This window comes from Streptomyces sp. NBC_00385, from assembly GCF_035917155.1.
GTDB classification, from domain to species: domain Bacteria; phylum Actinomycetota; class Actinomycetes; order Streptomycetales; family Streptomycetaceae; genus Streptomyces; species Streptomyces poriferorum.
Genome location: NZ_CP107951.1, coordinates 6,347,623 through 6,360,731, shown reverse-complemented (window position 1 = coordinate 6,360,731; position 13,109 = coordinate 6,347,623). Strand labels below are relative to the sequence as shown.

The 13,109-nt window shown below is 71.3% G+C and carries 13 protein-coding genes; 7 read left to right on the top strand and 6 right to left on the bottom strand.

Annotated features, from left to right (window positions below; genetic code table 11):
• The first annotated feature begins 190 nt into the window (after positions 1–190).
• Positions 191–706 (top strand): pyridoxamine 5'-phosphate oxidase family protein, encoded by a 516-nt coding sequence (locus OG959_RS28410; protein ID WP_326663013.1) that lies wholly within the window; start codon positions 191–193, stop codon positions 704–706.
• A gap of 49 nt (positions 707–755) precedes the next feature.
• Here the strand turns inward: OG959_RS28410 and OG959_RS28405 are convergent, their stop codons facing one another.
• Positions 756–1,547 carry a putative protein N(5)-glutamine methyltransferase gene (locus tag OG959_RS28405; protein WP_326663011.1) on the bottom strand — a complete coding sequence of 264 codons (792 nt, stop codon included), beginning with the start codon at positions 1,545–1,547 and terminating at the stop codon, positions 756–758.
• Positions 1,548–1,761: 214 nt separating this feature from the next.
• Between OG959_RS28405 and OG959_RS28400 the strand changes: the two genes are divergently transcribed.
• Positions 1,762–2,352 (top strand): acyl-CoA-like ligand-binding transcription factor, encoded by a 591-nt coding sequence (locus tag OG959_RS28400; protein ID WP_326663009.1) that lies wholly within the window; start codon positions 1,762–1,764, stop codon positions 2,350–2,352.
• A 32-nt stretch (positions 2,353–2,384) separates the two neighbouring features.
• Here the strand turns inward: OG959_RS28400 and OG959_RS28395 are convergent, their stop codons facing one another.
• The 5 genes from OG959_RS28395 to glnA all read right to left on the bottom strand — a co-directional run bounded on the left by OG959_RS28395 (position 2,385) and on the right by glnA (position 8,574).
• Complete coding sequence (locus OG959_RS28395) at positions 2,385–2,807, bottom strand: universal stress protein (protein WP_326663007.1); 423 nt, start codon at positions 2,805–2,807, stop codon at positions 2,385–2,387.
• A gap of 1 nt (position 2,808) precedes the next feature.
• Positions 2,809–4,302, bottom strand: a complete 1,494-nt coding sequence (locus OG959_RS28390; protein ID WP_326663005.1) for an APC family permease — start codon at positions 4,300–4,302, stop codon at positions 2,809–2,811.
• A 129-nt stretch (positions 4,303–4,431) separates the two neighbouring features.
• Positions 4,432–5,652 carry a saccharopine dehydrogenase family protein gene (locus OG959_RS28385; RefSeq protein ID WP_326666654.1) on the bottom strand — a complete coding sequence of 407 codons (1,221 nt, stop codon included), beginning with the start codon at positions 5,650–5,652 and terminating at the stop codon, positions 4,432–4,434.
• A 153-nt stretch (positions 5,653–5,805) separates the two neighbouring features.
• Positions 5,806–7,029: an NADH:flavin oxidoreductase gene (locus OG959_RS28380; protein WP_326663003.1), complete on the bottom strand. Its 1,224-nt coding sequence runs from the start codon at positions 7,027–7,029 to the stop codon at positions 5,806–5,808.
• Between the two features lie 183 nt (positions 7,030–7,212).
• Positions 7,213–8,574: a type I glutamate--ammonia ligase gene (gene glnA, locus OG959_RS28375; protein WP_136324925.1), complete on the bottom strand. Its 1,362-nt coding sequence runs from the start codon at positions 8,572–8,574 to the stop codon at positions 7,213–7,215.
• Between the two features lie 243 nt (positions 8,575–8,817).
• Here glnA and OG959_RS28370 point away from each other — a divergent pair, with 243 nt between their 5' ends.
• From OG959_RS28370 to OG959_RS28350, 5 genes are all read left to right on the top strand, one after another.
• Positions 8,818–9,495: a DUF3105 domain-containing protein gene (locus OG959_RS28370; RefSeq protein WP_326663001.1), complete on the top strand. Its 678-nt coding sequence runs from the start codon at positions 8,818–8,820 to the stop codon at positions 9,493–9,495.
• The gene (locus OG959_RS28365; protein ID WP_326662999.1) at positions 9,492–10,238 is read left to right on the top strand and encodes a DUF305 domain-containing protein; all 747 of its coding nucleotides are present in this window, start codon (positions 9,492–9,494) and stop codon (positions 10,236–10,238) included. Before OG959_RS28370 ends, OG959_RS28365 begins: the two co-directional genes overlap by 4 nt.
• A 121-nt stretch (positions 10,239–10,359) precedes the next feature.
• Positions 10,360–10,785: a CBS domain-containing protein gene (locus OG959_RS28360; RefSeq protein ID WP_326662998.1), complete on the top strand. Its 426-nt coding sequence runs from the start codon at positions 10,360–10,362 to the stop codon at positions 10,783–10,785.
• Positions 10,786–10,986: 201 nt separating this feature from the next.
• Positions 10,987–11,433: a hypothetical protein gene (locus OG959_RS28355; protein WP_326662996.1), complete on the top strand. Its 447-nt coding sequence runs from the start codon at positions 10,987–10,989 to the stop codon at positions 11,431–11,433.
• A gap of 59 nt (positions 11,434–11,492) precedes the next feature.
• A complete protein-coding gene (locus OG959_RS28350; protein ID WP_326662994.1) occupies positions 11,493–13,061 on the top strand; it encodes a multicopper oxidase family protein in 1,569 nt (522 codons plus the stop codon).
• Positions 13,062–13,109 lie beyond the last annotated feature (48 nt).

The following is a 13,109-nucleotide window of genomic DNA, read 5'->3' as shown; positions in this document are numbered from 1 at the left end:
CGACAACGCGGGAGGGGGCCCCTCCCGGCTCGAGCGAAGCCGAGAGTTGGGGGAGCGCGTGCCCAGCCCCGCGACGCCGCCCCCCGTGTGCCGGCCGGTCCAAGCCCTGCACCGATGAATGTGGGGCGGATGCGCAGTCCGTACTCGGTAGGCAGGATTGCTTTTCCGGACCCGACCAGGAGGACCGACCATGTCCGCATCCGAACCCGTCGCCGAGCTGGACCCCCGCTACAGCAGCCCCGGCGCGGTGGCCGGCCCCTGGGCCGGTGCCCGGCGGCTGCTGTCCGAGGCCGAGCTGTACTGGCTGAGCACGGTCCGTCCGGACGGCCGCCCGCACGTCACCCCGCTGATCGGTCTCTGGTGGGAGGGCGCGCTGCACTTCTGCACGGGCTCCGAGGAACGCAAGGCCCGCAACCTGGCGGGCAACGACGAGGTCGTCCTCACGACCGGGAGCAATTCCTGGTCGGAAGGGCTCGACGTGGTGGTCGAGGGCCGGGCGGAGCGGGTGACCGACGACAGCAGACTGGCCCGGCTGGCGAAGGCGTGGGAGGCGAAGTACGGCACGGACTGGCACTTCGACGTGGCGGACGGCGCGTTCGTCGGCGCGCAGGGCAACCGGGCCGAGGTCTTCGCGGTGTCCCCGCGGACGGTGTTCGGCTTCGGCAAGGGCGATCCGTTCACGCAGACCCGGTGGCGCTTCGTCTGAGACGGCGACCCGAACGGGCCCGGCGTACGGGCCCGTTCGGGGTTCCGGCTCAGCCGGCCGGCAGGGTGCCGATGACGACGGTGGCGTACCACTCGTCGGAGGTGACCACGCGCGGGACGAGCCCGCTGCCGGCCACGGCCTCCTCGGCCCGTGCCGCCTGACGTTCGCTCGTCTCGACGAGCAGGCTGCCGCCCGGGGCGAGCCACTGCGGCGCCTCGGCGGCCACCCGCCGCATCACGTCGAGGCCGTCGCCGCCTCCGTCGAGGGCGACGAGGGGTTCGTGGACGCGCGCCTCGACGGGCAGCAGGGCGACATCGCCCGTCGGTACGTACGGCACGTTGGCGAGGAGCACGTCGACGCGTCCGCGCAGGGAGCCGGGAAGGGGGGCGAAGAGGTCGCCCTCGTAGACCCGGCCGAGCTCGCCGACGTTGCGCCGGGCACAGCGGACGGCGGCGGGTTCGACGTCGGCGGCGTGCAGCTCGACCCCGTCCAGCGCGGCGGCGAGGGCTGCGCCGAGCGCACCCGAACCGCAGCAGAGGTCGACCACGACGGCCGGGCTCGGGGCCAGTTCCGCGGCCTGGCGGATCAGGAACTCGGTGCGGCGGCGGGGGACGAAGACACCGGGGTCCACGGCGATGCGCAGACCGTTGAACTCGGCCCAGCCGAGGACGTGTTCCAGGGGGTGTCCGGCGACGCGCCGTTCCACCATGGCCGTGAGTTCGGCATGACCGGCCGCGGTGGCGGCGATCAGATCCGCCTCGTCCTCGGCGAAGACGCAGCCGGCGGAGCGGAGGGTGGTGACGAGAGAGGAGAGAGCGAGCGGTGACAGCGGGACCGGCATGGAGCGGAGAGCCTTTCGGGAAAACGCCGATGGGTGCTCCGCGGCCGGTTACGTCCGGTCGACCACGCGATCATGTGGGGCGAGCACCCAGCCTGATACAGCGGTAATGGGTCCCACCTCCTTCGGTACGTCCCCGTGCGGGGATGCGACACACTACCTCAGCCCGGCCCCGGCCGGGCCCGCCCGCCTGCTCCGGCCCCGGATAATGGCGGCCATGGAGCGCGCTGTGGGACTGCGGGAACGCAAGAAGGAAGCCACCCGGCAGGCCGTGCACGAAGCGGCCTTGCGGCTGACCGTCGAGCACGGCTTCGACCAGCTCACGGTGGAGGCCGTGGCGGATGCGGCCGGGATCTCCCGCAGAACGTTCTCCAACTACTTCGCCGGCAAGGAGGACGCCCTGCTTTACGGCGAGGAGCAGCAGACCAGGGAGCTCGTCAGGGCCGTACGCGAACGTCCCGCCGAGGAGGCTGCCTGGACGGCGCTCCGGGCGGCCATGACGCAGTTCGCCGAGCGCGTCGCACCACCGGAGCGCGAATGGGCCGTCCGCACCCGGCTCGCCATGCGCCACCCCTCCCTCCTGGCCCGCCAGCTCGCCAACCACGCGACCCTGGAACAGGACTTGGCCGAGGCCGTGGCTGCCCGCCCGTCCCACTCGCCGGAGCCGGTCCGCCCGCTGGTCCTCGCCGCGGCGTTCCTGTCCTCGCTGCGGATCGCGATGCGCCTGTGGATCGAGGAGGACCTGGCCCGGGAGCCGATCGAGGTGATCGACGAGATCCTGGACGAGATGGGCCGGAGCTTCGGCTGAGGGCTGTCGGCGGCCATGCCCGTGCACAGGTCTCAGTCCTCCGCCTCCGTCGGTACGCAGAGCACCGGCACGGTCGACAGGTGGAGGAGCTTGTGCGGGGTGGAGCCGAGCAGCGCCCCCCGGATCGGGCTCTCGCCCCAGCTGCCCACCACGATGACCCGGGCCCCGTGACGTGCGGCGGCCTCGATCAGGGCCTGCGCCGGACTCCGGTCGATCACCTCGACGGTGGCCGGCACGCCCGCCTCGTCGGCCGCGGCGACCGCGCGTTCCAGGCCCGAACGGCCTGCCTGACGGACGGCTTCGTAGTGAGCCCGGTACTCCTCGCCGGACGGGCCGGGCGGCGCCGCCCCGTAGACCAGGACCAGCGGCTCGCCGTAGGCGGCGGCCACCTCGATGGCGATGCGCAGAGCGCGTGCCGCACCGGGAGACTCGTCGTAGCCGAGGACCACGGACATGTCAGGACTCCTTGCCGTGCACGAGGCCCGGGTCGACCACACTGCGGCGCTCGGCCCAGAAGAGGGGCGACCGGAACCGCCACACCACCATGAGCACCACGCCGATCAGGCTGATGCAGATGCCGATGACGAGCGGCGGGCCGAGGCCGAACCACGAAGTACCGCTGTAGGAGTTCGCCGGATCCGACATGTCGATGACGGACCGCACGAGCAGCCAGGCCAGCAGACCGGATCCGATCAGCGGGGCAAGGCCGATGAGCACGAAGCTCCGTACGCTCTCGGTCAGATGGTGGCGGTAGTAGACCGCGCAGGCCACACCGGTCAGCGCGTAGTAGAAGGCGATGAGCAGGGACAGTGCCGTCAGCGAGTCGAACAGGGCGTTCTCGCTGATCCTGTTGACGACGAGATACCAGGCGATGGCGATGGCCGCCACCCACCAGGTGCTGACGTCAGGTGTCCGGAACCGCGGGTTGATCCGGGCGAAGTGCGCCGGCAGCGCATGCCTGCGGGCCATCGACAGAGCGGTGCGGGAGGCGGGAATGATGGTGGTCTGGGTCGAGGCGAGCGCGGACGTCGCGACCGCGAGCAGCACGATCCAGTCCCAGCCGCCCATGACCTCGCGGGCGAGCAGGGCGAAGACGAACTCCTCCTCGTCGGCGTTCTCGGCCAGGTACGCCGTTCCGGCGAACGCGACGACGGCGAAGCCGACGGACAGGTACGTCACCAGCAGGATGACGGTCGACCACACACCCGCCTTGCCGGGGGCGGTCGCGGAGTCCTCGACCTCCTCGGTGAGGTTGACGGCGGACTCCCAGCCCCAGTAGATGAACACGCCCAGCAGCAGGCCGCTGGTGAGAGCCGCACCACCCGCCCCGAAGGGGTTGAGCCACTCGGCCGAGGGACGGATGGAGTCGAACGAGGTCGTGCCCGCGTAGACGCGGTACAGCGCGACGATCACGAAGACGATGAGGAAGGCCACCTGCGCCAGGATCAGCACGTTCTGCACCTTGGCCGACAGCTCGGTACCGATGACGCACAGGCCCGTCATCACCAGGATCAGGATCACGGTGAGCAGCTGGCGTACGAAGGTGTTGTCGGCCCAGCTGTCGAGTCCGACGGCCAGCAGGCCGAAGCTGACGGCAACGTCCGCGAGCGACCCCACGACGAGCACGCCGGTCATCGTGATGGCCCATCCCCCCAGCCACCCGGTCCACGGCCCCATCGCGCGGGTCACCCAGGAGAACGTCGTCCCGCAGTCCTGGTCGACCTTGTTCAGGTAGTAGAACGCCGAGGCGATGAAGAGCATCGGCACGAAGGAGGCGAAGAGCACTCCGGGTGCGTAGATACCGACGAGCGCGACGATCGGCCCGATGACGGCCGCCACGGAGTAGGCCGGGGAGGTGGCGTTCAGCCCGATGACGAGCGCGTCGACGAAACCGATCGCGTTGGCCTTCAGGGTCGCCGGCCGCGCGGGTCCGGCCAGTTCCTCTGCCATGTGTCCTCGCTACGTCACGGGCCCGAGGAGGAAGCGGAATGGGCCTTTTCCATGCTAGGGAGACGGCTCGGATCCGCGCGTCCGCCACGCACACGGGCCGGCGGATGTACGCACCATCGGTCGCACCGGTCACTGCTCGCGCATGCCCCACGGTGAGCCGTACTCGGTCAGCAGATCGAGGAACGGCCGCGGTGGCAGCGCCTCGGGCCCCAGCACTCCGCTGCCGCCCCACACACCGCCCGCGAGGAGTTCGAGGGCGGCCACGGGATTGATCGCGGTCTGCCAGACGACGGCCTGGGATCCGTACTCCCGCATCGACCACTGGTTGTCGACGACGTGGTAGAGGTACACCTCCCGTGGCCGGCCGTCCTTGACGCCCTTCACCCAGGTTCCCGCGCACGTCTTGCCGTGCATCCGCTCGCCGAGTCCGGCGGGGTCGGGCAGGCAGGCGGCGACCACGTCACGGGGCGAGACCGCGGCCCGCCCCAGGTCGCTCTGCACGGACACCGGATCGGTCCGGTCGAGTCCGAGCAGGTGGAGGGTCCGGAGCACCCGGATGAACTCGTCGCCGAGCCCGTACTTGAAGGTGACCTTCCCGGCCTTCAGCCACCGCGGGACCAGGAGCACTTCCTCGTGCTCCACGTTGACGCACTCCACGGGCCCGATACCGTCGGGGAAGTCGAAGACCTCCGGCTCGCTGAAGGGGGCGGTGGTGTACCAGCCCCGCTCCTGCTCGTACACGACCGGCGGGTTCAGGCATTCCTCGATGGTCGTCCAGATACTGAAGGACGGTGCGAAGTCGTAGCCGTCCACCGTCAGATTCGCCCCGTCACGGATTCCGATCTCCTCGATCTCGTCGAAGAGTTCGTCGGAGGCGTACCGGGCGAACAAATCGGACATCCCCGGCTCCACCCCCATCCCCACCAGCGCGAGCCGCCCCGCGGCCTCCCACTCCGCGGCCCGCTCGAACTGCGCGTCCCCGAGCTTGACCCCGCACTCCTCGTACGGACGGGCCGGGTGCGGCCGGGACAGGGACATGGCCATGTCCAGGTAGTGGGCGCCGTGGGCGAGGGCCGACTCGAACAGTGGCATCACGAAGCGGGGGTCCGTGGCGTTGAGCAGGACGTCGCAGCGGTGCCGGCCGAGCGTTTCCAGCACCGCTGCCCGGTCCGAGGCGTCCAGCCGGACGGCGTTGAACCGGTCGCCCCGCTCCCCCAGGGCCGCGACGGCACTCTCCGCCCGTCCGAGGTCGTAGTCGGCGACCGTCATGTGCTCGAAGAACGGCCGGCGGGCCGCGATCCGCGTGATCGCCGTACCCACACCTCCCGCTCCGACCAGGAGGACACGCAAGGGGACACGCATGGGGACACCGCTCCTTCTCCGTGACGCCGGGGCGTCACCGGCACAGCCGTCCGTCCGGTGGAGAGCGGACGCTAACAGCCGAAGGGCCCCGGGACGCGCAACCGGCCTGCGGTGTCCGGAACACCGCACCGCCGGTGCCGCTCAGGGCGCCCGTTCCCCGATCAGCGGGCAGTGGGTCCCCGTGTAGATGGTGGGCATGCAGCGGTTGCAGTGGACGCACTGCGATCGGGTGGCGGCGTCGCGCCCGATGCGGTGCAGCAGGTCGGGCTCGCGCAGGAGGGCGCGGGCCATCGCGACGAACTCGAACCCCTCCGCCATGGCACGGTCCATGCCCTCCCGGTCGGTGACCCCGCCGAGCAGGACGAGCGGCAGACCGAGCGCGGCGCGGAACCGCTGCGCGGATTCGAGCAGGTACAGGGGCCGGTAGGGATACGTACGGAACACCCCGCGCCCCACCGCCCGGATCGCGAGTCGCTGCGGAAGCGGGAAGTTGGCCGCGAACTCGGCGACGGGGGCGCCGCCGCGGAACAGGTACATCGGGTTCAACAGGGAGCTGCCCGCCGTCAGTTCCAGGGCGTCGACACTGCCGTCCTCCTCCAGCCAGCGGGCGACCTGGAGGCTGTCGTCCACCGTGAGTCCGCCGGGCGCCCCGTCCTTCATGTTCAGCTTGGCGGTGATGGCGAGCCGGTCGCCCAGCGCGTCGCGCACCGCCCGGGTGACGCCCAGCGCGACGGAGGCGCGGGCGCGCAGGGAGCCGCCGAAGGCGTCGGTGCGGCGGTTCAGCCGGGGACTGAGGAAGGCGCTGGCCAGGTAGTTGTGGCCGAGATGGATCTCCACGGCGTCGAATCCGGCCTCGGCCGCGAGGAGGGCCGCCTCCGCGTGTGCCTTGATGACCCGGTCGATGTCCTCGGCGGTGGCCGCCTTGTTACGGCGCATGCTCAGCGCGTTGAACCCGGCCATCGGGGCGAGGGAGGCCAGCCCGTTGGACCGCCCGTCAGCCACCGGCCCGGCGTGGCCCAGCTGGGCGGAGACGGCCGCACCGGTACCGTGCACCGCCTCGGTCAGCCTGCGCAGCCCGGGCAGCGCCTCGGGCCGCATCCACAGCTGACGGCGCTCGGTGCGGCCTTCCGGCGCCACGGCGCAGTAGGCCACGGTGGTCATGGCGACCCCGCCCTCCGCGGGGCGCAGGTGGTAGTCGATGAGCTCCTGGGTGACCAGCGCGTCGGGCGTGGCACCCTCGAAGGTCGCGGCCTTGATGACCCGGTTACGCAACCGGAGCGGCCCGAGCCGGGCGGGCGCCAGTACATCCGGGGCGCCGCGGGGTGCCTCTCCGGTGGGCTCTCCCGTTCCCGGTCCATCCGCCATGGCGCGGAGCATCGCAGAGATCTGACGAATAGTCAGTAGCCGTGCGGCCGCGGATTACACCCTTGCGCCCCGCCCCGAGAACCGCGTTCCGACCGGAAAGCCGCCCGGAACGGCTTCGGGCCGACGGTAGGAAACCGTCGGCCCGAAGCCACGCTCAAGCGCCTCAACGGCGCCGGCCAGAGGTTACAGCACCGGCAGGAGCGCCTTCAGCTCGAAGGCGGTGACCTCGCTGCGGTACTCCTCCCACTCCTGCTTCTTGTTGCGCAGGAAGAAGTCGAAGACGTGCTCGCCGAGCGTCTCGGCGACCAGTTCGCTCTTCTCCATCAGCGCGATCGCCTCGCCCAGGTTCTGCGGCAGCGGCTCGATGCCCATCGCGCGGCGCTCGGCGTCGGACAGGGCCCAGACGTCGTCGTCGGCACCGGCCGGGAGCTCGTAGCCCTCCTCGATGCCCTTGAGGCCCGCGGCCAGGAGCACCGCGTACGTCAGGTAGGGGTTGGCGCCGGAGTCGATGGAGCGGACCTCGACGCGGGCCGAGCCGGTCTTGCCGGGCTTGTACATCGGGACACGGATCAGCGCGGAGCGGTTGTTGTGGCCCCAGCAGATGTACGAGGGGGCCTCGCCGCCGGCGCCCGCGGCGCGGGAGGAGCCGCCCCAGATGCGCTTGTAGGAGTTGACCCACTGGTTGGTGACGGCGGAGATCTCCGCGGCGTGCTTGAGCAGACCCGCGATGAACGAGCGGCCGACCTTGGAGAGCTGGTACTCGGCGCCGGACTCGTAGAACGCGTTGCGGTCGCCCTCGAAGAGGGAGAGGTGGGTGTGCATGCCCGAGCCGGGGTACTCCGAGAACGGCTTCGGCATGAAGGTGGCCTGCACGCCCTGCTCCAGCGCGACCTGCTTCATGACCAGGCGGAAGGTCATGATGTTGTCGGCCGTGGAGAGCGCGTCCGCGTACCGCAGGTCGATCTCCTGCTGGCCGGGGGCGCCCTCGTGGTGGCTGAACTCGACCGAGATGCCCATGGATTCGAGCATGGTGATCGCCTGGCGGCGGAAGTCCATGCCGACGTTCTGCGGGGTGTGGTCGAAGTAGCCGGAGCTGTCCGCGGGGGTCGGGCGGGTGCCGTCGACCGGCTTGTTCTTCAGCAGGAAGAACTCGATCTCGGGGTGGGTGTAGAAGGTGAATCCCAGGTCGGAGGTCTTGGCCAGGATCCGCTTGAGCACGTAACGCGGGTCGGCGAAGGACGGCGAGCCGTCGGGCATCAGGATGTCGCAGAACATCCGGGCCGTGCCGGGGGCCTCCGCGCGCCAGGGCAGGATCTGGAACGTGCCCGGGTCCGGCTTGGCGATCATGTCCGACTCGTACACCCGGGCGAAGCCCTCGATGGCGGAGCCGTCGAAGCCGATTCCCTCGTCAAACGCCTGTTCCAGCTCGGCGGGGGCCACGGCCACGGACTTGAGGTAACCGAGCACGTCGGTGAACCACAGCCGTACGAACCGGATGTCGCGCTCCTCAAGCGTCCTGAGGACGAATTCCTGCTGCTTGTCCATAGCCACATCCTTGCAGTTCAGACGGTCCGTGCACCACCGCCCGGGGTAAGGGGGAGAGTCCAGTATCACGACCCCGGATTTCACCCAGATTACGCACCCGACGTGAGATGGAGCACTCGGCCACCCACTACGATCGTCGGCCATGGTGCGTACGGGGTGCGGCGGCCTCGCAACTGCCCCGCGCGCACCGGCCTCCCGACCCGTTCCGTCCTCTCATCGCCCCTTCGCAGAAGGACCCACGACATGAGCTTCGACCGCAGGACCCGCATAGAGCAGATGCGCAAGGCCGACCGCGCGCGTGACCGCCGCACCCGCGTGCTGGTCATAAGCCTCAGCGCCGTCGTCGTCGCAGGTCTCGTCAGCTTCGGCGCCTACACACTCGTCGACCGGTCCGAGGCCTCGGCCGACCAGAAGGCCTCCGACGCCAAGAACGCCGAGCAGTCCGAGGCGGAGAAGAAGGAACTGGCCGACGGGCCGATCCAGGGCGAGAAGACGTGGGACGCGAAGAAGCTGACCCGCAACCACGTCACCGAGACCGTCTCGTACCCGATGAAGCCGCCGGTCGGCGGTGACCACAGCCCCGTCTGGATGAACTGCGACGGCGACGTATACAAAAAGGCGATTCCCGACATGAACGCCGTGCACGCGCTGGAGCACGGGTCGGTGTGGGTGACGTACACGGACAAGGCCTCGGCTGCGGACGTGGACAAGCTGGCCGACCGGGTCGCGAAGACGCCGTACTCGCTCATGAGCCCGTACAAGGACCAGGCCGGCAGCATCATGCTGAGCGCCTGGGGCAAGCAGGTCACGGTGGACAGCGCCGACGACCGCAGGGTGGCGCAGTTCTTCGCCAAGTACGTGCAGGGCCCGCAGACGCCCGAGCCGGGCGCCGCGTGCACCGGCGGACGGGCGGCTCCGTGACAGAGGGGCCGGAGGAAGGGGAGGCTCCAGGGAGCCTCCGGCGCATCCGGTGGGCCGCCGGTTCCGCCGTCGCGCTCGCGCTCCTGTTCGCGGGCGCGGCGACCGTCGCCTCCGCGCGGGGCGACGGGGACGGGGACGGGCAGCACGCCGCCCCCGCCGCGCGGGTCCCGGTATCCGCTTCCGCGGACGCAGGGTTCGCCCGCGACATGGCCGTCCACCATCAGCAGGCCGTGGAGATGTCCTTCATCGTGCGCGACCGCACGGACGACGAGGACGTACGCCGTCTCGCCTACGACATCGCCAACACGCAGGCCAACCAGCGGGGCATGCTGCTCGGCTGGCTGGACCTGTGGGAGCTGCCGAAGGCGGCCGCCGGGCAGGAACCGATGGCCTGGATGGCCGCCGGACAGCACGCGGGCCACGACATGGCCGGGATGCCGGGCATGGACGGCGGTTACGAGGCCCATGACGGGTCCCTCATGCCCGGTATGGCGACCCGTACCGAGCTCGGACAGCTCCGCCGGGCCAGTGGCAGACAGGCCGAGGTCCTCTACCTCCAGCTGATGACCGACCACCACAAGGGCGGTGTCGCCATGGCCCGCGGCTGTGCGGACCTGTGCACCGTGAAGGCCGAGAAGCGCCTGGCCCGGGGCATGGTCGAGGGTCAGCAGTCCGAGCTGGCGGCCATGGCCGGGATGCTGGCGGAACGGGACGCCGCGCCCCGGCCGGGCGGGGTGTCCTGAAACCGCCTTCCCCGGAGTGCACCCGAATGGGTGATACCGGTCGCGTGCCCCGGGCGAGCCCCCCACGATGGGTTCGCTCGGGGTCGTACGCGAGTGCCATCGGCACGCAGGAGGAAACCCCATGACCACCGCCAAGGACATCATGCACACCGGTGCCACCTGGATCCCGGCGCACGAGACCCTCGACCGCGCCGCCCAGCTGATGCGCGACCACAACGTCGGCGCGCTGCCCATCTCGGAGAACGGCGAGCAGGACCGGATGGTCGGCATCCTCACGGACCGCGACATCGTGGTCGCCTGTGTGGCGATGGGCCGGGACCCGTCGAAGGTGACCGCCGGCGACCTCGCCCGGGGCACGCCGCGCTGGATCGACGCGGAGGCCGAGGTGGAGGCGGTGCTGGAGGAGATGCAGACCCACCGGATCCGCCGGCTGCCGGTCGTCGAGAACAAGATGCTGGTCGGCATGATCAGCGAGGCCGATCTCGCCCAGCACCTCTCCGACGACCAGATCGCCGGCTGGGCGGAGAAGGTCTACTCCCGCAACTGACCGGCACGCCGCACGACCGGCCGGTGGCCCGCCCCTCCTGCCGCCCTGCCCGTCGCCCCCGCGGGACGGCTGGTTATCCCCGCCGGGTGGCTCGTTGTCCCCGCCGATGGCCCGTCGCCCCCTCCGTATGGTCCGTTGTCCGCCGCGCGGGGGCGGCGGGCCGCCGCGTTCCGTATACCCGGCGGGGGTAAGGTGGCCGGCATGTCCGGGACGAGGAGCGCGACGTGCGGGCGGCTGCTGCTGTTCGCCGCGCTGCTCTTCGGGATCTTCACCATGCACACGGTCGGGCACCCGGCGGAGCACGGCGGACCGGGGCTCACGATGCCGGCCGCCTCGCACGCGATGACCGGATCAGCGATGACCGGGCCGGTCGTGACGCCCGGACCCGCGGTGGCCCCCGGACCCGCGGTGGCCCTGCGGCACGACACCCCGGCGCCGATGCCCGGCATGGACCCCCTGTCGGTGTGCGTCGCGGTGCTGGGCGCCTGGGGCATCGCCCTGCTCACCCTGTGGCTGGTGGTGCGGCGGTGCGCCGCCCTGCGGCCGGGCCCGGGCCGCGGCCGGTCGCCGCGGATGCCCCGGCCTCCTCCTCCCCCGCCCCGGCCGTGCAAGGCCGTCCTCACCGGACTGTGGGTGCTTCGGATATAGGCGCCCCGCGCCCTTCCGTCCTCCAGCACACCGACCACATCCTTGAGGTGCACTCAGTCATGCCCGCTCAGCACACCCGACGCGCCGTGCTCGGCGCCTCGATCGCCCTTGCCGGTACGGGAGTTCTCACCGCCTGCACCGGCCGCGACGCCACCGCGGACCACTCCGCCATGAACCACCCCGCCCCCTCCGGCACCACCGTCCCGGAGGGCTACGTCTCCCCCGACGGCCCGGAGGTCGCCGCGGCCGAGCAGCGGCGGGGCACCGGCCCCGAACGCAAGGTGACCCTGACCGCGACCCCGTCCCGGCTCGACCTGGGCGGCGGGCACACCGTCAGCTCGTGGGCGTACGGGGACCGGCTCCCCGGGAAGGAGATCCGGGTCACCGCGGGCGACACGCTCGCCCTCACCCTCGCCAACCACCTGCCGCAGCCCACCTCTCTGCACTGGCACGGACTCGCCCTGCGCAACGACATGGACGGGGTGCCCGGGCTGACCCAGCGGGCCGTCGAGGCGGGGGCGGACTTCACCTACCGGTTCGCGGTGCCGGACCCCGGCACGTACTGGTTCCACCCGCACTCGGGCGTCCAGCTGGACCGCGGGCTCTACGCGCCGCTGATCGTGGACGACCCGAAGGAGCCCCTCGGTTACGACAAGGAGTGGACCGTCGTCCTGGACGACTGGGTCGACGGCGTGGACGGCTCCACCCCCGACGCCGTGCTCCAGGAACTCACCGGAGGCAGCGGGCACAGCGGGCACGCCATGCAGTCGACGGCCTCGCCCGCGAGCGGCGGGCCCTCGCGGATGCTGATGGGCGCCACCAGTGAGCTGCTGGGCGGCGACGCCGGCGACGTGGACTATCCGTACTACCTGGTCAACGGTCGCGTGGCCGAGGACCCCTCCGCCTTCACCGCACGGCCGGGCGACCGGATCCGGCTGCGGATCATCAACGCGGGCGGCGACACCGCCTTCCGCGTCGCGCTCGGCGGCCACCGGATGACGGTGACGCACACCGACGGCTTCCCGGTCCGGCACACCACGACCGACGCGCTGCTGATCGGGATGGGTGAGCGGTACGACGTGCTGGTCACCGCCGGGGACGGGGTGTTCCCGCTGACCGCGCTGGCCGAGGGCAAGAAGGCCTCGGCCATGGCCCTGCTGCGGACCGGAAGCGGTGCGGCGCCCGGCGCCTCCGTGCGGCCGAAGGAGCTGGACGGCGAACTGGTGACGGCCGACCGGCTGCCCCCGGACGCCTCCGTGGCCCTGGCCGCGCGCGAGCCCGACCGCACGGTGCGGATGCGGCTGACGGGTTCCATGGAGGCGTACGACTGGGCCTTCGACAAGAAGCCGTACACCGCCGACCAGCGGCATCCGGTGAAGGCCGGCGAGCGGGTCCGGATGGAGTTCCACAACCCGACCGCGATGTGGCACCCGATCCATCTGCACGGGCACACCTTCGCGCTGGCCGGTGGCGCGGCCGGGGCCCGTAAGGACACCGCGATCGTGCTGCCCCGGCAGACGCTGACCGTCGACTTCGACGCGGACAACCCGGGTCTGTGGATGCTCCACTGCCACAACCTCTACCACGCGGAGGCGGGCATGATGACGGTCCTCGGCTACCGCCGCTGACCGTCCGCCCGGCGGGCCGCGGCACTTTTCGCCCGGCCCGCCAGGACA

Coding starts and splice junctions, on each gene's coding strand:
- OG959_RS28410 (WP_326663013.1), top strand. CDS start 191: ATGTCCGCATCCGAACCCGTCGCCGAGCTGGACCCCCGCTACAGCAGC.
- OG959_RS28405 (WP_326663011.1), bottom strand. CDS start 1,547: ATGCCGGTCCCGCTGTCACCGCTCGCTCTCTCCTCTCTCGTCACCACC.
- OG959_RS28400 (WP_326663009.1), top strand. CDS start 1,762: ATGGAGCGCGCTGTGGGACTGCGGGAACGCAAGAAGGAAGCCACCCGG.
- OG959_RS28395 (WP_326663007.1), bottom strand. CDS start 2,807: ATGTCCGTGGTCCTCGGCTACGACGAGTCTCCCGGTGCGGCACGCGCT.
- OG959_RS28390 (WP_326663005.1), bottom strand. CDS start 4,302: ATGGCAGAGGAACTGGCCGGACCCGCGCGGCCGGCGACCCTGAAGGCC.
- OG959_RS28380 (WP_326663003.1), bottom strand. CDS start 7,029: ATGGCGGATGGACCGGGAACGGGAGAGCCCACCGGAGAGGCACCCCGC.
- glnA (WP_136324925.1), bottom strand. CDS start 8,574: ATGGACAAGCAGCAGGAATTCGTCCTCAGGACGCTTGAGGAGCGCGAC.
- OG959_RS28370 (WP_326663001.1), top strand. CDS start 8,818: ATGAGCTTCGACCGCAGGACCCGCATAGAGCAGATGCGCAAGGCCGAC.
- OG959_RS28360 (WP_326662998.1), top strand. CDS start 10,360: ATGACCACCGCCAAGGACATCATGCACACCGGTGCCACCTGGATCCCG.
- OG959_RS28355 (WP_326662996.1), top strand. CDS start 10,987: ATGTCCGGGACGAGGAGCGCGACGTGCGGGCGGCTGCTGCTGTTCGCC.
- OG959_RS28350 (WP_326662994.1), top strand. CDS start 11,493: ATGCCCGCTCAGCACACCCGACGCGCCGTGCTCGGCGCCTCGATCGCC.